This is a genomic window from Streptomyces flavalbus (assembly GCF_042674625.1).
In the GTDB taxonomy this organism is placed as follows: Bacteria; Actinomycetota; Actinomycetes; order Streptomycetales; family Streptomycetaceae; genus Streptomyces; species Streptomyces flavalbus.
The window spans coordinates 7,235,959-7,258,230 of sequence record NZ_JBHTEB010000001.1 but is presented as its reverse complement, the minus strand read 5'-3'; the positions used below and the strand labels follow the sequence as shown (position 1 = coordinate 7,258,230).

Annotated in this window: 18 protein-coding genes; 11 read left to right on the top strand and 7 right to left on the bottom strand. The window is 74.5% G+C overall.

Annotated features, from left to right (window positions below):
- Window positions 1-13: 13 nt before the first annotated feature.
- The 5 genes from ACFQZ6_RS32430 to ACFQZ6_RS32410 all read right to left on the bottom strand — a co-directional run bounded on the left by ACFQZ6_RS32430 (window position 14) and on the right by ACFQZ6_RS32410 (window position 6,259).
- Entirely contained in the window at window positions 14-817 is an 804-nt protein-coding gene (locus ACFQZ6_RS32430) for a class I SAM-dependent methyltransferase (protein ID WP_381616496.1), read from the bottom strand.
- Window positions 814-1,698 (bottom strand): dTDP-4-dehydrorhamnose reductase, encoded by an 885-nt coding sequence (rfbD, locus tag ACFQZ6_RS32425; protein WP_381616494.1) that lies wholly within the window; start codon window positions 1,696-1,698, stop codon window positions 814-816. Before rfbD ends, ACFQZ6_RS32430 begins: the two co-directional genes overlap by 4 nt.
- Window positions 1,695-2,663, bottom strand: a complete 969-nt coding sequence (gene rfbB, locus ACFQZ6_RS32420) for a dTDP-glucose 4,6-dehydratase (RefSeq protein ID WP_381616491.1) — start codon at window positions 2,661-2,663, stop codon at window positions 1,695-1,697. The genes rfbD and rfbB overlap by 4 nt, the downstream gene beginning before the upstream one ends.
- A complete protein-coding gene (locus ACFQZ6_RS32415; RefSeq protein WP_381616488.1) occupies window positions 2,660-3,727 on the bottom strand; it encodes a glucose-1-phosphate thymidylyltransferase in 1,068 nt (355 codons plus the stop codon). The genes rfbB and ACFQZ6_RS32415 overlap by 4 nt, the downstream gene beginning before the upstream one ends.
- Before the next feature lie 84 nt (window positions 3,728-3,811).
- Entirely contained in the window at window positions 3,812-6,259 is a 2,448-nt protein-coding gene (locus tag ACFQZ6_RS32410; protein WP_381616485.1) for a SpoIIE family protein phosphatase, read from the bottom strand.
- A 185-nt stretch (window positions 6,260-6,444) separates the two neighbouring features.
- Between ACFQZ6_RS32410 and ACFQZ6_RS32405 the strand changes: the two genes are divergently transcribed.
- The gene (locus tag ACFQZ6_RS32405) at window positions 6,445-8,610 is read left to right on the top strand and encodes a SpoIIE family protein phosphatase (protein ID WP_381616482.1); all 2,166 of its coding nucleotides are present in this window, start codon (window positions 6,445-6,447) and stop codon (window positions 8,608-8,610) included.
- 141 nt (window positions 8,611-8,751) lie between these two features.
- Here the strand turns inward: ACFQZ6_RS32405 and ACFQZ6_RS32400 are convergent, their stop codons facing one another.
- Window positions 8,752-9,996 carry a S1 family peptidase gene (locus tag ACFQZ6_RS32400; protein WP_381616480.1) on the bottom strand — a complete coding sequence of 415 codons (1,245 nt, stop codon included), beginning with the start codon at window positions 9,994-9,996 and terminating at the stop codon, window positions 8,752-8,754.
- A 612-nt stretch (window positions 9,997-10,608) separates the two neighbouring features.
- Between ACFQZ6_RS32400 and ACFQZ6_RS32395 the strand changes: the two genes are divergently transcribed.
- The 9 genes from ACFQZ6_RS32395 to ACFQZ6_RS32355 all read left to right on the top strand — a co-directional run bounded on the left by ACFQZ6_RS32395 (window position 10,609) and on the right by ACFQZ6_RS32355 (window position 20,168).
- Window positions 10,609-10,824, top strand: a complete 216-nt coding sequence (locus ACFQZ6_RS32395; RefSeq protein ID WP_381616478.1) for a type A2 lantipeptide — start codon at window positions 10,609-10,611, stop codon at window positions 10,822-10,824.
- Between the two features lie 76 nt (window positions 10,825-10,900).
- Window positions 10,901-11,707: an HlyD family efflux transporter periplasmic adaptor subunit gene (locus ACFQZ6_RS32390; RefSeq protein WP_381616475.1), complete on the top strand. Its 807-nt coding sequence runs from the start codon at window positions 10,901-10,903 to the stop codon at window positions 11,705-11,707.
- Entirely contained in the window at window positions 11,704-13,929 is a 2,226-nt protein-coding gene (locus tag ACFQZ6_RS32385; protein ID WP_381616473.1) for an NHLP family bacteriocin export ABC transporter peptidase/permease/ATPase subunit, read from the top strand. Before ACFQZ6_RS32390 ends, ACFQZ6_RS32385 begins: the two co-directional genes overlap by 4 nt.
- Before the next feature lies 1 nt (window position 13,930).
- Window positions 13,931-16,753, top strand: coding sequence for an NHLP bacteriocin export ABC transporter permease/ATPase subunit (locus ACFQZ6_RS32380; protein WP_381616470.1), 2,823 nt, complete (start codon window positions 13,931-13,933; stop codon window positions 16,751-16,753).
- Between the two features lie 78 nt (window positions 16,754-16,831).
- Window positions 16,832-17,845 (top strand): Ppx/GppA phosphatase family protein, encoded by a 1,014-nt coding sequence (locus ACFQZ6_RS32375; protein ID WP_381616467.1) that lies wholly within the window; start codon window positions 16,832-16,834, stop codon window positions 17,843-17,845.
- A 28-nt stretch (window positions 17,846-17,873) separates the two neighbouring features.
- Window positions 17,874-18,083 (top strand): hypothetical protein, encoded by a 210-nt coding sequence (locus ACFQZ6_RS32370; protein WP_381616464.1) that lies wholly within the window; start codon window positions 17,874-17,876, stop codon window positions 18,081-18,083.
- A 176-nt stretch (window positions 18,084-18,259) separates the two neighbouring features.
- Window positions 18,260-19,267, top strand: a complete 1,008-nt coding sequence (locus ACFQZ6_RS32365; protein ID WP_381616462.1) for an iron-containing redox enzyme family protein — start codon at window positions 18,260-18,262, stop codon at window positions 19,265-19,267.
- A 21-nt stretch (window positions 19,268-19,288) separates the two neighbouring features.
- On the top strand, window positions 19,289-19,981 hold the full coding sequence (locus tag ACFQZ6_RS32360; RefSeq protein WP_381616459.1) for a HemK2/MTQ2 family protein methyltransferase: 693 nt from the start codon (window positions 19,289-19,291) through the stop codon (window positions 19,979-19,981).
- Between the two features lie 28 nt (window positions 19,982-20,009).
- On the top strand, window positions 20,010-20,168 hold the full coding sequence (locus ACFQZ6_RS32355) for a CDGSH iron-sulfur domain-containing protein (protein WP_381618827.1): 159 nt from the start codon (window positions 20,010-20,012) through the stop codon (window positions 20,166-20,168).
- 143 nt (window positions 20,169-20,311) lie between these two features.
- Here the strand turns inward: ACFQZ6_RS32355 and ACFQZ6_RS32350 are convergent, their stop codons facing one another.
- Window positions 20,312-20,740 (bottom strand): subtilase-type protease inhibitor, encoded by a 429-nt coding sequence (locus ACFQZ6_RS32350; protein WP_381616456.1) that lies wholly within the window; start codon window positions 20,738-20,740, stop codon window positions 20,312-20,314.
- A 346-nt stretch (window positions 20,741-21,086) separates the two neighbouring features.
- Here ACFQZ6_RS32350 and ACFQZ6_RS32345 point away from each other — a divergent pair, with 346 nt between their 5' ends.
- The gene (locus ACFQZ6_RS32345; protein ID WP_381616453.1) at window positions 21,087-22,250 is read left to right on the top strand and encodes a lactate 2-monooxygenase; all 1,164 of its coding nucleotides are present in this window, start codon (window positions 21,087-21,089) and stop codon (window positions 22,248-22,250) included.
- Window positions 22,251-22,272: the final 22 nt, after the last annotated feature.

The window sequence follows — 22,272 nt, the reverse complement described above, 5'->3', positions numbered from 1 at the left end:
AGGGGCCGGGGGCTCAGGGGCTGGGGGCCAGCCGCTCCACCGCGGCGCGCAGCGGCTTCCAGCCCCGGGTCCGGCGCACCCCGCGGTTGCGGGCCCGGACCAGGGGGCGCCAGAAGTCGGCGCCGAGCAGGTCCTCGGGCCGGACCGCACGGACGCGTTCCAGGACCGCCTCGGGCACCTTCTGCGGGTCGGGCACCTCGTACTCCGCGAGGATCTCGTCGTAGCGGTCGCGGAGGACGGTGTTGCCCGGGTCGGCGCCGAAGACCAGGAGCTGGCCGGTGGGCTGGGTGTCGACGAGGACGGTCGCGAGGTCCGGGCGGTAGCGGGCCAGGATCTCGATGACCTTGTAGACGTCACCGGTCCAGGCGTCGGTGTGGCGGTCGCGGGCCGCCTCGTCCACGTTCCGCGGCAGCATGTCGTCGAGGACGATCACGCTGGACCAGTCCGAGTACCGCTCGACGTTCATGAAGTCCCGCAGCGCGTACTCGAACAGGTGCATCCCGTCGATGAACGACAGGTCCAGGGTGGTGCGCCGCCAGCGGCCCAGCGGGTGCCGACCGCGGGCGAGGTTGCGCACCGGGTGACGGCCGCCCCTGAGGTGGGCCAGCGGGTCGGCGCGGGCGAAGAAGTCGTCGCTGGTCGCCTTGACCAGGTGGACGTCGCAGCGGATCTCCGACGTCACCTTGGGCGCCGGGTCGACCGCGATGCTCGGCACCCGCGACAGCGTCAGACTGCGGCCGTCGTTGACACCGATCTCCAGGTAGTTGCGGTTGGCCGTGGCCTTGTGCAGTGCCCGGAGGAATTCGTGCCGTTTCACGTGGGGACTCCTTGGTGCTCCTTGCGGATCTGGGGCAGTGCCTCGTGCAGCGCGGCGCGCCAGTCGCGCGGCTCGGGCAGGCCCACCGCCGCCCAGCGGCCGTGGGCGAGAACGCTGTACGCGGGGCGCGGCGCGGGCCGCGGGTAGGCGGCGCTGGTGGTGGGGCGCACCCGGTCGGGGTCGGCGCCGAGGCCGCGGAAGACCTCGCGGGCCAGCTCGTACCAGGTGGCCTCGCCCGCGCCGGTGGCGTGGAAGACGCCGTGCGCGGCCGGGCCGGTCAACGGGCCGAGGTCGGCGAGGCGTTCGGCGACGTCGGCGCTCCAGGTGGGCTGGCCGCGCTGGTCGTCGACGACGTCGACGGTGTCGCGGGACGCCTCCAGCGCCATCATCGTACGGACGAAACTGGGGCCGTGGACGCCGTACAGCCAGGCCGTGCGCACCACCGCCGCGTGCTCGGGGAGTTCGCCGAGCACCGCGCGCTCACCGGCGAGCTTGGTGCGGCCGTAGGCGGTGCGCGGGGCGGGGGGATGGTCCTCCGGGTAGGGGGAGGTGCGGGCGTCGCCGTCGAAGACGTAGTCGGTGGAGACGTGCAGCAGCCGGGCCCCGCTCGCCGCGCAGGCGCGGGCCAGCAGCCGCGGTCCGTCGCCGTTGACCGCGAGGGCGCGGGCCTCGTCGGTCTCGGCGGCGTCGACGGCGGTGTACGCGGCGCAGTTGACGACGATGTCCGGCCGGTGCTCGGTGAAGGCCCGCTCGATCGCGTCGGGGTCGGTGACGTCCAGGGCGGTTCGGGCGAGCCCGGTCACGTCGGCGCCGCGCCGGGTCAGGGCGGCGACGGTGTCCCGGCCGAGCATCCCGCCCGCCCCGGTGACCAGCCACCTCATGCGCGCCCCCGCTTCAGCGGCTCCCACCAGGAGCGGTTGTCGCGGTACCAGGCGACGGTCTCGGCGAGCCCGGCGGTGAAGTCGTGCCGGGGCCGGTAGCCCAGTTCGGTGCGGGCCTTGGACCAGTCGACGGAGTAGCGCAGGTCGTGTCCCTTGCGGTCGGTGACGTGCTCCACGCGGTCCCAGTCGGCGCCGCACGCCTTCAGCAGCAGGGCGGTGAGGTCGCGGTTGGTCAGTTCGGTGCCGCCGCCGATGTTGTAGACCTCGCCGGGGCGGCCCTTGGTCCGCACCAGCTCGATGCCCTGGACGTGGTCCTCGACGTGCAGCCAGTCACGGACGTTGAGTCCCTCGCCGTACAGCGGGACGGTCAGCCCGTCGAGGAGGTTGGTCACGAACAGCGGGATGACCTTCTCCGGGAACTGGTACGGCCCGTAGTTGTTGGAGCAGCGGGTGACGCGGACGTCGAGGCCGTGGGTGCGGTGGTGGGCGAGGGCGAGCAGGTCGGAGGACGCCTTGGAGGCGGAGTACGGCGAGTTGGGGCTCAGCGGGTGCGTCTCCGGCCAGGAGCCGGTGTCGATGGAGCCGTAGACCTCGTCGGTGGAGATGTGCACGAAGGGTCCGACGCCGTGCCGGTAGGCCGCGTCCAGCAGGGTCTGGGTGCCCAGGACGTTGGTGCGCACGAAGTCGGCGGCGGAGTCGATGGAGCGGTCCACGTGGGACTCGGCGGCGAAGTGCACGACCTGGTCGGCGTCCGCCATCAGCTTGTCCACCAGGGCGGCGTCGCAGATGTCGCCGTGCACGAAGTCCAGGCGGGGGTGGTCGGCGGGCAGGTTGGCGCGGCGGCCCGCGTAGGTGAGCTTGTCGAGGACGGTGATCCGCGGTGCGTCGGGCCCGCCGTCGGCGAGCAGTGTGCGGACGTAGGCGGAGCCGATGAATCCGGCGGCGCCGGTGACGAGGAGGTTCATGTGTGGATCTGCACCTTGCTGTGGTCTCCGAGGACGAGTCGGTGGGCGCTGGGCACGCTGGGCGCGGTGGTGACCTGGGCGTGTCTGCCGATCAGGGAGTTGTCGATGCGGCCGACGCCGTCGATGGAGGAGTCCCGCAGCACGATGGAGAACTCCAACTCGCTGTCCTGGATGCGGCAGTTCTCCGCGATGGAGGTGAACGGGCCCACGTAGGAGTCGCTGACGACGGTGCCCGCGCCGATGACGACGGGGCCGACGATCCGGGAGCGGACGACCCGCGCGCCCGCCTCGACGACGACCCGGCCGATCGTCTCGGACGCCTCGTCCACCTCGCCGTCGATGCGGCGCTCGACGGACTCCAGGACCGTGCGGTTGACCTCCAGCATGTCACCGACGTTGCCGGTGTCCTTCCAGTAGCCCTTGACGACGGTGCAGCGCACGTCTGCGCCGGTGTCGAGGAGGTGCTGGAGGGCGTGGGTGATCTCCAACTCGCCGCGCCAGGACGGGGTGATGGCGCGCACCGCGTCGTGGACGGCGGGGGTGAAGAGGTAGACGCCGACGAGGGCGAGGTCGCTCTTGGGGTGTTCGGGCTTCTCCTCCAGGCCGATCACCTGCCCGGTGGGCCCGAGTTCGGCGACGCCGAAGGCGCGCGGGTCGGAGACGCGGGTCAGCAGGATCTGCGCGTCGGGGCGGGTGGCGCGGAACTCGTCCACGAGGTCGGCGATGCCGCCGACGATGAAGTTGTCACCGAGGTACATCACGAAGTCGTCGTCCCCGAGGTACTCCCGGGCGATCAGCACCGCGTGGGCGAGTCCCAGGGGGCGTTCCTGGGGGATGTAGGTGACGTCGAGACCGAATCTGGAGCCGTCGCCGACCGCTTCCCTGATCTCCTCGGCGGTGTCACCGACGACGATGCCGACATCGGTGATCCCGGCCGCCGCGATCGATTCGAGTCCGTAGAACAGCACGGCCTTGTTGGCCACCGGCACGAGCTGTTTGGCCGATGTGTGCGTGATCGGCCTCAGGCGTGTTCCAGCGCCACCGGAGAGCACGAGAGCCTTCATCTGGTTCACCTTAGCGGTGATCGCCGGGACCGACGTCGCTTTGTTGTCACTCACCGGTTACGGCGACTTGTCCGGCCGTTCGGCTCAGCGGCGCAGCGTGATCTCGCTCCACACCTGCTTGCCGCCGCTGACCGGCATACTCCCCCACGCCGTCGACATGGCCTCGACCAGCAGCAGGCCCCGGCCGCCGGTGGCCTCCCAGCCGATGCTGGTGGGTTTGACGGGGGTGCGCGGGGAGGAGTCCGCGACGGCGATGCGCAGCCGGTCGCTGAGCAGGGTGAGGTCGAGGCGGACCTGTCCGTCGGTGTGCACCAGGGCGTTGGTGACCAGTTCCGAGACGACCAGCAGGGCGGCGTCGACGTGTTCGGCGGCGCCCCAGGAGCGCAGGGTGCGCCGGGTGAAGCGGCGGGCGTGACGGACCGCCTCGGGGACCCGCCACACCGTCCAGCTCTCCCGGCGGGGGCGGACGGCCATGCCGTCGTAGCGCATCAGCAGCAGGGCGATGTCGTCGCTGCGCCGGGCGCCGTCGAGCAGCGCGTCGGCGACCAGGCCGAGGTGGGCGGGGTCGGCGGCGGCGAGCGCGGCGGCGAAGTGGGCCATGCCGGTGTCGAGGTCGGAGTGCGGGGACTCCACGAGGCCGTCGGTGGTCAGCGCGACCACGCTGCCGGGGGCGAGCCGCAGCGGGCTCATCGGGAAGTCGGCCTGCGCGACCACCCCGAGGGGCGGCCCGCCGTCGGCCTCCGCGATGTCGGTGGCGCCGTCCGGGTGCCGCAGCACCGGCGGCAGGTGCCCGGCGCGCACGCACCAGGCGGAGCCCTCCTCCATGTCGACGTCGACGTAGGCGCAGGTGGCGAAGAGGTCGGTCTCCATGTCGACCAGGAGCCGGTTGGCGTGGCTGACCACGACGTCCGGTGGGTGCCCCTCGGCGGCGTAGGCGCGCAGCGCGGTGCGCATCTGGCCCATGAGGGTGGCGGCGCCCGCGCTGTGCCCCTGGACGTCGCCGATGACGAGGGCCACGTGGTTGTCGGGCAGCGGGATGACGTCGTACCAGTCGCCGCCGACCTCGAGACCGGCGGTGGCGGGCAGGTAGCGGGCGACGGCCTCGGCGCCGGGCAGCCGGGGCAGGCGGCGCGGGAGGAGCTGGCGCTGGAGCATCCCGACGAGTTCGTGTTCGGCGTCGAAGGCGTGGGCGCGCAGCAGGGCCTGTCCGGCGAGTCCGGCGGCGGCGGTGAGCAGGGCGCGTTCGTCGGGGCCGAAGTCGTGCGGGTTGTCCCAGCCGATCAGGCAGGCGCCGACCATCCGGCCCCCGGCGGGCAGCGGCAGCACGGCGAGGCCGCCAGGGCCGACCTCGCCGAGCGCGGGTTCGAGGACGGTGGTCCCGGCGGGCCAGATCTGCGTGCGGCCCTCGCTGAGCGCGGCGGCGAGGGTGGGCATGGTGCGCACCGGGGTGTCCGGCCACTCGCCGCGCCACTCCAGGCGCCACACCTCCGGCCAGGACTCGGGTTCGGGCGGGTCGAGGACGGTGACCACGAGCCGGTCGTGCTCCAGCTCGGCGAGGGCGATCCGGTCGGCCCGCAGGGGTTTGCGCAGCGCGGAGACGAGGGCCTGGCTGACGTCGCGGACGGTGCCCGCGGTGGCGAGCGCGGCGGCGAGGCGCTGGATGCGGGCGACGTCGGTGACGTCGGAGCGCAGGTGGGAGGCGTCGACGACGCTGCCGACGAGCCGGGCCGGGCGGCCCTCGCCGCCGGGCAGCAGCCGTCCGCGCAGCCGCAGCCACTTGGGGGGTCCGGCGGGCTGCACGACCCGGAACTCCAGCTCGCGCTCCCCGATGGACATGTGGTCGGCCTCCACCACGGACATCAGCGACGGCAGGTCCTCGGGGACGGTGCGCCCCAGCAGGGTCTCCACCCGGCCGTCGAACTCGCCGGGGGGCAGTCCGAACAGCTCCAGCAGCCCGTCCCCGACCCGGACCCGCCCGCTGTCCATCGCCAGCCCGAAGGCGTACGGGGGTGGCTCGCCGCCCTCGGGGTGCCAGTCGGGGACCGGGCCGACGACGGCGTCGGCGATCAGCTCCAGGCAGCCGCGCTCCTCGGGGCCGAAGCCCGCCGGGCGCTCGCTGACGGCGAGCAGGCAGCCGCCCTCGTCCTCACGGTGCGCGGGCAGCGCGGCCAGGTGGAAGGCGGGTGACGGGGTGCGCCGGGAGTCGGCCCGGTCGGCCAGCTCGTCCGGGCCGAGCCACACCGCGTGTCCGGTGCGGTGGGCGTCGGCGGCCGGGGAGCGGCCGTCGACGGCGTAGGCGTCGCGCAGCCCGTACAGGGTGCGGGGCACCCCGGCGGACTCGACCAGGCACAGCGAGTCGCCGTCCTCACTCGGCGTGTAGACGGCGGCGAACGTCGCCCCCGCGAAGACGAGCGCCTGCTCCAGGACGCGGTGCCGCCGTTCGGGGGAGTCGGGTTCGGCCATGAGCGCTTTCAGGGCACCTTCGGTACGCGGCGTTCCCGCCTCGCGTCCCGCGGCACCGTGACTGACCACGTGGGTATTACAGCGCTTATGGGGCGAGGGCGCAGCCCCTGCGCGCGTTCCGTGGGGCGGGCGGGGCGTGCGAACGGTTTCGGCCACGGGCCGGGCCGCCCTGTGGGGGCGGTCCGCTCGCCGTGCGCGACCGGCCGCTGAGAGGGAGATTTGTTCCGGGACCCGGTGCGCGGCACGGCGAGGAGGTGGTCGGCGTGTCCGAGGGGCAGGACACGGGGTGGCAGGCGCCGACCTCCCGGCTGCCGGTCGGCCTGCCGCTGCTGTCGCTGACGCTGGCCGCCATGATGGACGACGTCCAGGCGCACTCCGGCGCGGTCTATCTGCTCGCGCCGGACGAGCCGGTACTCCAGATGGCGGTGATGGCGGGGCTGCCGCGGGCGTTCGCGGCGCCCTGGGAGCGGGTGGGCCTCGCGGCGCCGATCCCGGTCGCCGAGGCGACCCGGGAGCGCGCGCTGGTCTGGGTGCGCGACGAGGAGGAGATGGCGCGCCGCTTCCCCCGGGTGGCCGTGGTGCTGCCGTACCCGTTCGCGCTGGCCGCGCTGCCGGTGGCGACGGAGTCCACGGTGTACGGGGCGGTCTTCGTCACCTGGCCCGGCGGGCACCCTCCGGAGCTGTCGCGGCGGGAGCGGGAGCATCTGACGGCCGCCTGCCACCGGCTCGCCGTCCGGCTGGAGCGCGCCGCCCGCGAAGGGCTCCCGGTGCGCCCGGAGCCCGACCTGCTGGCCGCCCCGCTGATCGGCAGCGCCTCCGGCACGCTCGGGTCGGTCGAGGCGACCCGGATGGTGTCCCGGCTGCCGTACGGGCTGTGCTCGCTGGACATGCAGGGGCGGATCACGTTCGCCAACCCGACCGTGGCCGACCTGCTCGGCGTACCGCTGGAGCGGCTGCTCGGTACCCAGCTCTGGGCGTCGGTGCCCTGGCTCAACGACCCGGTGTACGAGGACCGGTACCGGGCGGCCCTCTTCAGCCAGCAGGCCACCTCGTTCGTGGCGCTGCGCCCGCCGGGCGACTGGCTGTCGTTCCGGATGTACCCGAGCAGGACCGGGCTGAGCGTGCGGATCAGCAGGGCGCGGGCGGTGGCGGAGCTGGCGCGGGACGCGCCCCGGTCCGGCGACGGGCCGTCCCGGCTGGTGACCATGTCGCAGGTGCTGAGCCTGGCCGGGGCGCTGACCCAGGCGGCGGGCGTGCAGGACGTGGTGCAGCTCGTCGCCGACGAGATCGCGCCCGCCGTGGGCAGCCAGGCGCAGGTGCTGCTGGGCACCGGGGCGGGGCGGCTGCGCGTGCTGGGGCACCGCGGCTATCCGGACCCGCACATGGTGGAGCAGTTCGACGGGCTGCCGCTGGACTCCTCGACCCCGGGCGCGCAGGCGCTGACCAGCGGGGTGCCCGCGTTCTTCGAGTCACGGGAGCACCTGGAGCGGCTGTACCCGGCGCGGCCCGCGACGCCCGACGGGTTCGTCTCCTGGGCGTTCCTGCCGCTGATCGCCTCCGGGCGGCCGGTGGGCACCTGCGTGCTCGCCTACGCCGAGCCGCACGCGTTCCCGGCGGACGAGCGGGCGGTGCTGACGAGTCTGGGCGGGCTGATCGCGCTGGCCCTGGAGCGGGCGCTGCTCTACGACGCCAAGCACCAGCTCGCGCACGGGCTCCAGGAGGCGCTGCTGCCGCACTCGCTGCCGCCGCTGCCCGGCATCGACACCGCCGCCCGCTATCTGCCGGGCACCCGGGGCATGGACATCGGCGGCGACTTCTACGACGTGGTGCCGATGGGCGGGGAGGCCGCGGCGGTGATCGGGGACGTGCAGGGCCACAACGTCACCGCGGCCGGGCTGATGGGGCAGATCCGGACCGCCGTACGGGCGTACACCGCCGTCGGGCAGTCCCCGCAGGAGGTGATGGCCAGCACCAACCGGCTGCTGATCGACCTGGGCTCGGACCTGTTCGCGAGCTGTCTGTACCTGCGGCTCGACCCGGAGCGCGGGCGGGCCGTGATGGCGCGGGCGGGGCATCCGCCGCCGCTGCTGCGCCGCCCGGACGGCCGGGTGCGGGTGCTCGACCTGGCCGGGGGTCCGCTGCTCGGCATCGACGACTCCGCCGCCTACCCGACGACGGAGGTCGCCCTCGCGCCCGGTTCCGTGCTCGCCCTGTACACCGACGGCCTGATCGAGACGCCGGGCGTCGACATCGAGGACGCCCTCGCGGACCTGGGTCGACGGCTCACCGCGGCGGGGGACATGCCGCTGGACGAGCTGGCGGACACGCTGGTCGGGCCGGGGGCGGCGGCGGAGGAGCGCGACGACGACGTGGCGCTGCTGCTGTTGCGGGCGCGAGGGCGGGGGCGGGAGGACGCCTGAGGGGCTCTCCCCCGCCCTCGCGGCGCGGTCCGGTCCCTCCGCCGAAGGACCGGACCGCGGGGTCCGCCGCCGCTGGTGGGGGCGGTCGGCGGACGTCTGTGGGGGCGCGGCGTCGCTCCTGCCGCGTGGGTCCCCGTGGGCTCAGTCGCCCCGTGTGTGTCCCTTGCGGGCGCCGAGGCCCACCTCGTCGCCGAGGCCGGGCACCTCACGGGCCGCGCCCTGGTCCTCCTCCCCGGCGCCCGCGTCGCCCGCGCCTTCCGCGCCGTCCGCGCCTTCCGTGCCGAGGGTGGCGCCGACCGCCGCCAGGGCGGTGGTGACCGGCTGGAAGAAGGTCTCGCCGCCGATCGTGCAGTCGCCGCTGCCGCCGGAGGTCAGGCCGATCGCGCTGCCGTCCTGGGTGAACAGGGAGCCGCCGCTGTCGCCGGGCTCGGCGCAGACGTCGGTCTGGATGAGGCCGGTGACCGTGCCCTCGGGGTAGTTCACGGTGGCGTCGAGCCCGGTGACCGTGCCGTCGAAGAGGCCGGTGGTGCTGCCCATCCGGAAGACCCGCTGGCCGACCGCCGCCTCGGCGGCCCGCGCGATGGGGACGAGCTGCCCGCCGCCGACGTCGACCTCGCTGGGCGCCTCGGTGGCGGGGTCGTCGTACCGGACGAGCGCGAAGTCGCCGTCGCCGGGGAAGACGGCCTGCTCGACGGTGCCGACCGGCGCCCCGTTCTGCGCGTCGGACCACTGCTCGGCCGCGACCCCGCAGTGTCCGGCCGTGAGGAAGGCGGGGGCGCCGTCGGCGGCGGTGACGTTGAAGCCGAGGGAGCAGCGCGCGCCGCCGCCGAAGATGGCGTCGCCACCGGAGACGAAGGTCTTGAAGGTGCCGGCGGACTTCTTGAGGGTGGCCATGCCGGAGCCGAGGGTGTCGACGGTCGACTCCAGTTGGTCCCAGTCGCCGCCCGTGACGGTGGAGTCGGCGGTGACGAGGATCTTGTTGGTGCGGGGGTCGACCGCCCAGGCGGTGCCGGGGATGGTGGCCTCGCTCTTCAGCGTCCGCGCGGCCACCTCCAGTTCGCCCATGCTGTTGTCGACCTGCCGGACCGTCGCCCCGGCCTTCCTGGCCTGGACGACGACCTGGTTGTCGTCGCCGACGACGTTGACGACGAGCTGCTGGCTGGCGGAGTCGTAGTACGAGCCCGCGAAGGCGTCGCCGAGGAGCCCGGCGAGCTGGGTGGCGAGGCCGGAGGCGTCCGCCGCCTTGAGGGTCTTCGGCGCCGCGGCGTCCGGGGCGCCGTCCTGGGAGGCGTTGGCGTGCGGCAGCAGGACGGCCGCCGCGCCGAGCGCCGCCACGCCGCCCACCGCCATCGCGGCCCTGCGCTTCGGCATTCGCTTGTGACTCAACCTTCTCGACCTCCTGGGGGACGGGGTCTGGGTGGCCGCCGGTCGGCAGCTTTCGGGGGGCGCCTGGATGGCCATGGGTACGGACGGGGCGCGCGGGGCGTTCAATTCCGGTTCCGCGCGCCGGGGCTGACGGCGCGTCTCGGCCAGGTCGGCACCCGATGTAGTCGGTCCGCGACGGTCCGTCTCGAACGCGGGGCGGAATCCCGGCTTCAGGGAATCTGCACACCGATTGCCCATCCGGGGCACCGGTTCCGTGGGATCTGCACAACCGCCCGCCGCCGGGCACGTCTTTGGGGCGGGAGTGCCGGATTCGCCGCGGGGGCGGCAAGGGGACGGCTGCGACGATCCCGCGCGGGCTGTGAAGAAGTCGCTGGCAAGCGGTGCCCGGCTCTGCACGGTTGACCCAGGGCGAGGCGCAAGTGCGCAGGTGGGACGGGGTGATTGATTGGAAGGGCGCGGCGGCGGCGTGCTTTGATCCAACGCACCGCGGGGCCCGCCACGGCACCCGGCAGGGCGCCCGGCGCCCGCGGTGGCGGCCGTCCGTCCCCGGAAGGGGTCCCCGGAAGGGGCCGCTCCCCCTTGTGAGATATCCATAGGAAGGGAAGTTCCATCATGAACTCCACCCCCCAGGTTGAGACCGCCGAGATCGCCGACGCCGACCTCGACAACGTCGCCGGTGGCCTCACGGTCAACGCCGTGGGCACCGTCACCGGTCTGGTGGACGGCATCGCCCCGGTCTCCGGCCTGGTGAACACCGCCGTCAGCACCGTCGAGGGCGCCACCGGCCTGAGCACCGCGCCGGTCGCCAACCTGGTCGCCGGTCTCTGATCGCACCCGGACGCGTCCCCGAGGTCCCGGAGCCGTCGCCCGGCTCCGGGACCTCGGACCGCGCCGAGGACATCCCGTGCAGTTCCGCCAACAGGCCCTCGCCAAGCTCCAGTCGCCGGAGGAGCTGGACCTCCCGGTACGGCTCGCCCGCCCGCAGGGCTGGCTCGTGCTGTCCGTGACGGTCCTCGCCCTGGCCGCCGCGTCCGTGTGGGCGGTGACCGGCACCGTCTCCGCCACGGTGGACGCGCCCGCCATCCTCACCCACGGCAAGGGCAGTTACGTCCTGCAGAGCCCGGTCGCCGGGCAGGTCACCGCGGTCCTCGCCAAGGAGGGCGAGCGGCTGCCCGCCGACTCCCCCGTGCTGAAGGTCCGTACGGCCGACGGCGAGACCGTGGTGCGCACCCTCGCCGCGGGCCGTCTCACCGCGCTCGCCGCGACGATCGGGCAGATCGTCGCCACCGGCGCCGACCTGGCCGCCGTGGAGCGGACGGCCGGGGCGGACGACCCGCTGTACGCGACCGTGTACGTCCCCGCCCAGCAGGCCGCCGCCATCCCCGCCGACGCCGCCGTGGACCTGACCGTCCAGACCGTGCCCGCCGACCGGTACGGCGTGCTGCGCGGCCACGTACGGGCGGTGGACCGCGCGCCCCAGTCCGCCCAGCGGATCGCCGCGTTCCTCGGGGACGCCCAGCTCGGCGAGCAGTTCACCGAGGACGGCCGCCCGGTCGCCGTCACCGTACGCCTGGACCCCTCCGGCAGCACCGACAGCGGCTACCGGTGGTCCACGTCGGACGGCCCGCCGCACGCCCTCACCTCCATGACGCTGGCCACCGGATCGATCCGGCTGGCCGACCAGCGTCCCGTCGACTGGCTGCTGCCATGACCGCCACCCGCGCCGCCCGCGGCCGACGCCGCGCCGCACCACCCAGACGCTCCGCCCCCAGGGCCCGCGCCCGGACCGTGCGCACCCCGACCGTCCTCCAGATGGAGGCCGTGGAGTGCGGCGCCGCGGCGCTCGCGATGGTCCTCGGCCACTACGGCCGCCACGTCCCGCTGGAGGAACTCCGCATCGCGTGCGGGGTCTCCCGTGACGGCTCCCGCGCCAGCAACCTGCTGAAGGCGGCCCGCTCCTACGGCCTGACCGCCAAGGGGATGCAGATGGACCTGGCGGCGCTCGCCGGGGTGGCGGCGCCCGCGATCCTGTTCTGGGAGTTCAACCACTACGTCGTCTACGACGGCATGGGGCGCCGCCTGGGACGGCGCGGGGTGTTCGTCAACGACCCCGGCAAGGGCCGCCGCTTCGTGCCGCTGGAGGACTTCGACGGCAGCTTCACCGGCGTCGTCCTCACCATGGAACCCGGCCCGGACTTCACCGGCGGCGGCCGTCGGCCCGGCGTCTGGGGCGCGCTGCCCGCCCGGCTGCGCGGCACCGCCGGGACGCTGCCCGCCGCCGTGCTCGCGAGCCTGCTGCTGGTGCTGGTCGGCGCCGCCGTGCCCGCGCTCAGCCGGACCTACATCGACACGTTCCTGATCGGCGGCCAGACCTCGCTGCTGGGGACGCTGTTCGCGGCCATGGGCGCCTGTGTGCTGCTGACGGTGGTGCTGACCTGGCTCCAGCAGGCCAACCTGCACCACGGCCGGATCATCTCCTCCACCCTCTCCAGCGCCCGCTTCCTGCGCCACCTGCTGCGGCTGCCGGTCACCTTCTACGCCCAGCGCAGCCCGGCCGACCTGGTGCAGCGCCTCCAGTCCAACGACGCGGTGGCCGAGACGCTGGCCCGCGACCTCGCCGCGGCGGGCGTCGACGCGGTCGTGGTGGTGCTGTACGCCGTCCTCCTCTACACCTACGACCCGCAGCTCACCTTCGTCGGCATCGGCGTGGCCCTGCTGAACATCGTCGCCATGCGGGTCGTCGTACGGCTGCGCGCGACGCGTACGGCGAAGCTGCGCGCCGACAGCGCGCGGCTGACGAACACCGCCTACACCGGGCTGCAGTTGATCGAGACGATGAAGGCGACCGGCGGCGAGGACGGCTACTTCCGCCGGTGGGCGGGGCAGCACGCGACCACCCTGGAGGAGCAGCAGCGGCTCGGGGTGCCCACGGCGTGGCTGGGGGTGGTCGCGCCGACGCTGGCGACGGTGAACAGCGCGCTGATCCTGTGGATCGGCGGGCTGCGGGCGGTCGAGGGCCATATCTCGGTGGGTCTGCTGGTCGCCTTCCAGGCGCTGGTGACCCGCTTCACCGCGCCGCTGACCCGGCTGAACGGCGTCGCGGGCCGCGTCCAGGACTTCGCGGCGGACGTGGCCCGGCTGAAGGACGTGGAGAACTTCCGCGCCGACCCGCTGTACGAGCGGGTCGGGGACCGGCCCGACGCCACCCGCCGCCTGGACGGGTACGTCGAGCTGGAGAACGTGTCCTTCGGCTACAGCCCGCTGGACAAGCCGCTGCTGACCGGGTTCGACCTGACCGTGGGCCCGGGGCAGCAGGTGGCGCTGGTCGGCGGCTCCGGCAGCGGCAAGTCCACGGTGTCCCGGCTGATCTCGGGCCTGTACGCGCCGTGGGAGGGCGTGATCCGCGTCGACGGGCGGCGCCTTGAGGACATCCCGCGCGGGGCGCTCGCGGCGTCGGTGTCCTTCGTCGACCAGGAGGTGTTCCTCTTCGAGGGCACCGTCCGCGACAACGTGGCGCTGTGGGACCCGTCGATCCCCGACGAGGCGGTGGTGGAGGCGCTGCGCGACGCGGCCCTGTACGACGTGGTGGCGCGGCGGCCGGGCGGCATCCACAGCCCGGTGGAGCAGGACGGCCGGAACTTCTCCGGCGGGCAGCGGCAGCGCCTGGAGATCGCCCGCGCGCTGGTGCGCCGCCCCAGCATCCTCGTCCTCGACGAGGTGACCAGCGCCCTGGACGCGGAGACGGAGCTGGTGGTGATGGACAACCTGCGGCGGCGCGGCTGCGCCTGTGTGGTGATCGCGCACCGGCTCAGCACCGTGCGCGACAGTGACGAGATCGTCGTCCTCCAGCACGGCACGGTCGTGGAGCGCGGGCGGCACGACGAGCTGGTGGCGCGCGGCGGGGCGTACGCGGCGCTGGTCAGGGAGCGGTGAGATGACGTCCGTGTCCGTGCCGGACGGCGATCTCGTCCTGGGCGCCCTGGGGGCGCTGGGCTCGGCGGTCGACTGCGCCGGGTTCACCCGCCTGGACCTCGAAGGGCCGCAGGTGCTGTGGCTGGTCGCGGCCGGGGCGCTCGACCTGTTCGCGGTGGACGCCGAGCGGCAGGGCCACTGGCACCACCTCGGCCGTCTGGAGGCGGGCACGCTGCTGCTGGGCCCGGTCTCCGGCGCCCGGCACACGCTGGTGGCCCGGCCGCTGCGGGAGTGCGTGGTGCGCCGGATCGGGCTGCGCGAGCTGTACCAGCCCGCGCCCACCCAGACGTGGTCCTACGACGAGTGGGGCAACCCGCAGTACGTGCCGCCGACGACCAGCCCGCTGGAGTACGCCCTCGCGCTGGGCGTCGGCCGCGGTCTGTCGGTCCTCTTCCAGGCGCCGATGGCCAGCGAGGGCGCGGCCGAGGTCACGGATGACGACGTGTTCTGGATGCGGGTGCCGCCCGGGAGCGTGCAGTACGGGTCGCTGTACGGCGCGGAGGCGGCGGCCGACCTGCTGGTGGACCCGGCGGTGTGGCAGTCCATGGTCGGCCAGCAGTACCGGCTGCTGACCACCCTCGACCGCTGGATAGCGGAGCTGGAGCGCAGCCACGAGACCCGTACGGCGGCCGGTATCCGCGCCGGTGAGGCGGTGCGGGACCAGGCGGACCGCACGCTGCTGGCCGCGATCGGCGGGCCGTCGGCCCGGCGTGCCACGGCCGCCGACGCGGACGCCACCTACGCGGCGTGCCGCCTGGTCGCCCGCGCCAGCGGGATCGCGCTGGCCGACCCCGGGCACGGCGGCGCCGACGGCGACCGGCTCGACCCGGTGGAGCGGATCGCGCTGGCGTCCCGGGTGCGCACCCGCGCGGTGCGGCTGGCGGGGCGCTGGTGGCGGGAGGACGTCGGCCCGCTGGTCGGCCACCGGGCGCTGTCCGGAGCGCCGGTGGCGCTGCTGTGGCGGCGCGGCGGCTATGTCGCCGTCCATCCGGCGACCGGCCGGGAGACGCCGGTGGAGAAGGCCAACGCGGCGGAGTTCGAGCCGCGCGCGGTGATGTTCTACCGGCCGCTGCCCGACCGGCCGCTCGGCCCGCTGGGCCTGCTGCGCTTCACGCTGCGCGGCACCGGCGGCGATCTGACGGCGCTGCTGCTGAGCGGTCTGGTGACGGTCGCGATCGGCGCGCTGGTGCCGGTGGCCACCGGCAAGGTGCTCGGCGAGTACGTGCCGACGGCGCGGGCCGGGCTGATCGGGCAGGTCTGTCTGGCGGTGCTGCTCAGCAGCGTGGTCGCGGCGGCGTTCCTGCTGCTCCAGAACCTGACGATCCTGCGCCTTGAGGGCCGCGTCGAGGCGGCGCTCCAGCCCGCGGTGTGGGACCGGCTGCTGCGGCTGCCGACGCGGTTCTTCACCGGCCGCTCCACCGGCGAGCTGGCCAGCGCGGCGATGGGTATCAGCGCGATCCGCCGGATGCTCGCGGGCGTCGGCCCCACCGTCGCCCAGTCCGTGACGGTCGGCGCGGTGAACCTGGCGCTGTTGCTGTGGTTCAGCGTGCCGATGGCGCTCGCGGCGCTCGGGATGCTCACGGTCGTCGCGGCGGTGTTCCTGGGCCTCGGGCTGTGGCAGGTGCGCTGGCAGCGGCGTCTTGTGGTGCTCACCAACAAGCTGAACAACCAGGCGTTCCAGACCCTGCGCGGGCTGCCCAAGCTGCGGATCGCGGCGGCCGAGAACTACGCCTACGCGGCCTGGGCGGAGCAGTTCGCGCGCAGCCGGGAACTCCAGCAGCGGGTGGGCCGGATCAAGAACCTCACCACGGTGCTCGGCGCGGTCTACCTGCCGCTGTGCTCGCTGCTGATGTTCATGCTGCTGGCGGGCCCGGCGCGGGGCGACATGTCGGCGGCGGACTTCCTCGCCTTCCACACCGCGGTGACCATGCTGCTCACCGCCGTCACCCAGGTGACCGGCGCCCTGGTCTCGGCGGTGGCGGCGCTGCCGCTGTACGAACAGATCAAGCCAGTGCTGGCGGCGGCGCCCGAGGTGCGCGCCGGGAGCACCCGGCCCGGTCCGCTGACCGGCGCGCTGGAGGCCCGGCGGCTGTCGTTCCGCTACTCCGACGACGGTCCGCTGGTCCTGGACGACGTCTCCTTCGCGGTGCGGCCCGGCGAGTTCGTGGCGGTCGTCGGCCCGAGCGGCTGCGGCAAGTCGACGCTGCTGCGCCTGCTGATCGGCTTCGACCGCCCGACCTCCGGCAGCGTCCTGTACGACGGTCAGGACCTGGCCGCCCTCGACCAGTCCGCGGTGCGGCGGCAGTGCGGGGTGGTCCTCCAGCACGCGCAGCCGTTCACCGGCTCGATCATGGACGTCATCAGCGGCACCGAGCCGCACACGCCGGAGGAGGTGATGGCGGCGGCCGAGCTGGCGGGGCTGGCCGAGGACATCCGGCGGATGCCGATGGGGCTGCACACCCTCGTCTCCGGGAGCGGTTCGGTCTCGGGGGGCCAGCGGCAGCGGCTGATGATCGCGCAGGCGCTGATCCGCCGTCCGCGCCTCCTGTTCTTCGACGAGGCGACCAGCGCCCTGGACAACGACACCCAGCGCACCGTCATCGAGAGCACCAAGGCCCTGAGCGCCACCCGGATCGTCATCGCGCACCGGCTGTCGACGGTCCTGGACGCCGACCGGGTCCTGGTGATGGAGGACGGCCGGATCACCCAGGAGGGCCCGCCCGCGCGGTTGCTGGCCGACACCGGCGGGCGGCTGTACGAGCTGGTGCGCCGTCAGCTCGCGTGAGGCGGCCGACCGCCCGGTTCGCGCCGTTACCGTGCCGGACACCTTTGGCACCGGGTGTGAGCGGGTACTCGCGGGCCCATGCGAATCAGCGTGGTGGACGTGGGATCGAACACGGTGCGGCTGGTGGTGGCGGACGCGGAGGGCGGGGTGCCACTTCCGGTGCACACCGCGAAGTGGCGGCTGAGACTGTCCGAACAGGTCAGACCCGGCGGCCCGGTGCCCGAGGAGGCCGTGGAGCGGCTGGTCGGCGCGGTCGCCGACGCGGCGCGGACCGCGGCCCGCTGGCACGCGGCCGGTCCGCTGGCCTTCGCGACCGCCGTGGTGCGGGCCGCGCCGAACCGGGAGGAGGTGCTGCGCACCGTCCGCGACCGCACCGGCGTGGAGCTGTGCACGCTGCCCGGTGAGGTGGAGGCGGAGCTGACGTTCCTCGGCGCGCGGCGCTGGATGGGCTGGCGGTCGGGGCCGCTGGCGCTCATGGACATCGGCGGCGGCTCCCTCGAAGTGGCCTTCGGGCGGGGGCGGATGCCGGACTTCGCGGCGTCGCTGCCGCTGGGCGCGGCGCGGCTGACCCACGAGTTCTTCGCCGGGCAGGACCCGCCGTCGCCGGAGCTGGTCCGCGTGCTGCGCCGCAAGGTGCGGCACCAACTGCGGGACGTGGCGGCGCGGATCCGCTGGGAGGGCCCGCGCACCGCGGTGGTGACGTCCCGGACGTTCCAGCAGCTCGGCAGGTTGTGCGGGGCGGCGCCCGGCCGTCACGGACCGTTCACGGAACGCCAGTTGCACCGCTCGGACCTGCGCCGGGCGGTGACCCGGCTGGCGGAGCTGCCCGCCGCCGAGCGGGCCCGGCTGCCCGGCATCTCCGCGCCGCGCGCCGCGCAGAGCCTGGCCGGTGCGGTGGTGGGGCACACGGCGATGAAGCTGACCGGGCTGCGCACGGTCACCGTCTGCCCGTGGGCGATCCGCGAGGGGATCATGCTGCGGCACATCGAGGACGGCGGGTCCTGGTGGGCGGAGGTCTCCCGCCCCGCCGAGGAGCCCGCGGAGGGACCCGGCGAGCCGGTCCCGCTGCGCATCGCGACGACGACGAGCTGAGACGCCGAGACGAGGACGGGAGAGCGACATGTCCGACGAGAGGACGGGCGCGGGGCGCCCGCACGACGACGGGCGCCCCGAGGACCGCGCGGAGACGGCGCGGGAGGAGGTGCTGCGCGAGATAGAGAAGATCGAGCGCCGCACCCGGGACACCGACGAACAACGGGCACACCGGGGCGAGGCCGGAGAGGCCATCACCCCCAATGTCGAGGCCCAGGAGGAGTCCCAGGGCGACTGACCCCCGGTGGTGGGGGTCGCGTGGTGGGGGTCGCCGTCCGTCACCTGGACGGCGACCCCCACCGGCGCTCCGCCAGCACCCGTGCCACGCCGTCCAGGCTGGCGGCCGACGCGTGGCCCCCGCGGGGAGCGCCCAAGCGGACGCAAGGTCCGCCGCCGTCCGGGTACCCGGCCCGCATGGCACACCGCGAACCACCCCTGCCGCCCGCCCGGGGCCCCCTCTCGGCCGCCGTCCTGGACCGGCTGACGGAGACCGGACCGCCCCCGCACCCCGCGGACGCCGCGGACGCGACGGCGTACGGCGACGACCTCCAGCTCGCCCTGTACCTCTGCTACGAGACGCACTACCGCGGCTTCGCGGGGGTGCGCCCGGAGTGCGAGTGGGACCCGGAGCTGCTGCGCGCGCGGGCCGCGCTGGAGGACCGGTTCCTGTCCGCGCTGCGCGCCGACACCCGGGTCCACGACTCGGTGACCGACGCCCTCGCGGACCTGCTGGTCGAACCCGTCGACGGGACGGGCGTGACCCACTTCCTGCGCGACGAGGGCGAGCTGTGGCAGCTCCGCGAGTACGCGATGCAGCGCTCCCTGTACCACCTCAAGGAGGCCGACCCGCACGCGTGGGTGCTGCCCAGGCTGTGGGGGCGCGCGAAGGCGGCGATGGCGGCGGTGGAGTTCGACGAGTACGGCGGCGGCCGTCCCGACCGGGTGCACGCGCGGCTCTTCGCCGACCTGATGACGGACCTCGGCCTGGACACGTCGTACGGCCACTACCTGCCGGTGGCGTCCGCGGAGGTGCTGGCCACGGTGAACCTGATGTCCCTGTTCGGGCTGCACCGGTCGCTGCGCGGCGCCCTCGTGGGCCACTTCGCGGCGGTGGAGGTGACCTCCTCGCCGGGCTCGCGCAGGCTGGCGGAGGCGATGCGCCGCACCGGGGCGGGACCGGCCGCCGAGCACTTCTACGACGAGCACGTGGAGGCCGACGCGGTGCACGAGCAGGTGGTGCGGTACGACGTCATCGGAGGGCTTCTGGAGGAGGAGCCGTACCTGGCGTCCGACGTGGCCTTCGGCATCGACGCGACCGGGCACGTCGAGGACCGGCTCGCGGCCCGGCTGCTGACCGACTGGCACGCGGGCCGGTCGTCCCTGCACACTCCCGAAACACGCCTTACACCCCATATGTCGTGATGTTCGGGGTACCTGGGGTGCGTGACTTCCTCTGTGACACCGGCCCCGCCGGACGAGACCGCTCCCCCGCTGGCCCCACCGGGCGTCTACGCCCCGCAGGAGGACACCGCGCTGCTCGCGGGCGCCCTGGCCGAGGAGCCGCTGCCGCCGGGCGCGCACGTGCTGGACGTCGGGACCGGGACGGGCGCGCTGGCGCTGCGGGCCGCGCGGCGCGGGGCGCGGGTGACGGCGGTGGACGTGTCCTGGCGGGCGGTGCGCGCCGCGCGGCGCAACGCGCGGCGGGCCGGGCTGCCGGTGCGCGTCCGGCACGGTGACCTGTTCGCGCCGGTGCGCGGTGAGTCGTTCGACCTGATCGTGACCAACCCGCCGTACGTGCCGGGCCCCGACGACGCCCGGGAGCCCTTCGGCGCGGTGACGTCCTGGCACGGCGGCCGGGACGGGCGGGCGGTGCTGGACCGGATCTGCCGGGAGGCGCCCGCCCTGCTCAGCCCCGGCGGCACCCTGCTGCTGGTCCACTCCGCGCTCAGCGACCCGGGCCGGACCGTCGGACACCTGCGCGCGTCCGGGCTGTCGGCCGCGGTCACGCACCGGCATCGGATCGCCTTCGGTCCGGTCCTGCGGGCGCGGGCGGAGTGGCTGCGGGAGCGGGGGCTGCTGTCCGCGACCGAGGACCGGGAGGAGCTGGTGATCGTCCGTGCCCAAGCCCCCTGCTGAACCGCCCCGCGAACCCCGCCGGATACGGATGCGGCGGCGCGGCCCGCTGCTGGTGGAGGGCCCGGTCGAAGTGGAACTGGAGGACGGCACCACCGTCTCCTCCGACCGCTTCCGGGTGGCCCTGTGCACCTGCCGCCGCAGCCGCCGCTACCCGTGGTGCGACACCAGCCACCGGGACCGGCGCTAGCGCGCATGGTGCCGGGGACCGGTGGGCGGCCCCACTCCGCCTCACCGGTCCCCGGTGCGAGACCGCGACGTGCCCCGTGCGGGACCCGCACTCCCCAGTTACGGGTCCGCTGCACTCACGGGGACCGTACGATCCCGGTCTTCTCAGAACGCGAAGAACGCCCCGTGGGCGTTCCGCGCGCACTCGTTGCCGAAGGTGCGCTCGTAGGAGACGCGCTGGCCCTGCCAGACCCCGTCGACGGTGACGACCACGGGCCGGTACTCGCGCGTGCACAGCACGTCGTCGCGGGCCTGGAGGGCGTCGAGGTCACCGCCCGCGCCGAGCAGTTCCGCGCAGGCCGCGAGCGGCGCCGGGTGCGTGCCGACGGGCCGGGCCGCGCAGTCCAGTGTGACGGCGCGTTCGGGGGCCGCGAGGGCGGCCGTCTCGCCGTGGCCCACGGTGAGCACCAGGGCCGAGGGGGCGTAGAGCGCGGACGGGGCGGCCTCGGTGGCCCGCGCGGCCCCGGTCAGGGGTCCGCAGACGGCGGTGGCCGTGAGGCCGAGGGTCGCTGCCCAGCGCGCGGGGTTCCGCATCGTGTGCATCCTTCCGCTCGAAGTCCAGGGGTGCCGGGACGGCGTCCTGGTCGGTGCCGGACCGGCGAGCGCGAGTCTGCCGAGTCCGCCGCCGAAACTCACATCGACCCCACCGGTTTCAGTAACCTTGCGTGTTGAATCAGTGGCGGGAAGTCACGGAATTCGAACGTTGCAACTCCCGTGGCAGCCCACTCCCGATCGATCTTGTTGGCTGAATGGCCGGTTTCCGCCGCCTCGTTAATCGGCCGGAAACAACCCGCGCGGGGGCGGCCGGGCGCCCTCGCGCTACTCGCCAGTATCGTCGGGGCGCGCGACGCGGCTCGACGAGGAGAGGCGGGAGTTGGCGATGGCCAAGCACTGGGCGGACTTCCAGTACGAGATCTACCTGAACGGCATGACGGGCGCGGTCCCCCGGCTGCCCACCGACCTGACCAGGCTGGAGGAGCTGACCGAGCGGCGCCTCGGCCCGGGCCCGGTCGGCTATGTCGCGGGCAGCGCGGGGGACGGCAGCACGGCCCGCGCCAACCGGGCGGCGCTGGACCGGCGCCGGATCGTGCCGCGGATGCTGCGGAACGTGGCGGAGCGTGACCTCACGGTCGAGGTGCTGGGCCGCACCCTGCCCGCCCCGCTGGCGCTGGCGCCGGTCGGGGTGCTGTCGATCATGCACCCGGAGGCGGAGCTGGCCGCCGCGCGGGCCGCCGCGGCGCAGGGCGTGCCGTTCACGCTGTCCTCGGCGTCCAGTACGCCCCTGGAGGAGGTCGCGGCGGCGATGGGGGACGCCGAGCGCTGGTTCCAGTTGTACTGGGCCAGGGACCGCGAGGTCACGCGCAGCTTCCTCGACCGGGCGAAGGCGTCCGGCTTCTCGGTGCTGGTCGTCACCCTCGACACCCCGCTGCTCGCCTGGCGCCCGCGCGACCTGGACCAGGCGTACCTGCCGTTCCTGCACGGCGTGGGCACCGCCAACTACTTCTCCGACCCGGCGTTCCGCGCGGGCCTCGCCAAGCCGCCGCACGAGGACCTCAACGCCGCGGTGATGCACTTCGTCGGCATGTTCGCCGACCCCGGAAAGACCTGGCCGGACCTCGCCTTCCTGCGGGAGCACTGGGACGGCCCGATCGTCCTGAAGGGCGTCCTGCACCCGGACGACGCCCGGCTCGCCGCCGACGCCGGGATGGACGGGGTGGTGGTCTCCAACCACGGGGGCCGCCAGGTGGCCGGTGCGGTGGCGGCGGCCGACGCGCTGCCCGCGGTGGCGCGGGCGGTGGGCGACCGGCTGACGGTCCTCTTCGACAGCGGGGTGCGCACCGGCGACGACGTCTTCAAGGCCCTCGCCCTCGGCGCCCGCGCGGTCCTGCTGGGCCGCCCGTACGTCTACGGCCTCGCCCTGGACGGCCAGCCCGGCGTCGAGCACGTCATCCGCTGCGTCCTGGCCGAACTCGACCTCACCCTGGCCCTGTCGGGCCACGCGGTCCCGGGCACGGTGGGGGCGGGGGACGTGGTGGAAGCCTGAGGGTCTCCGGCGGGCGGGGCCT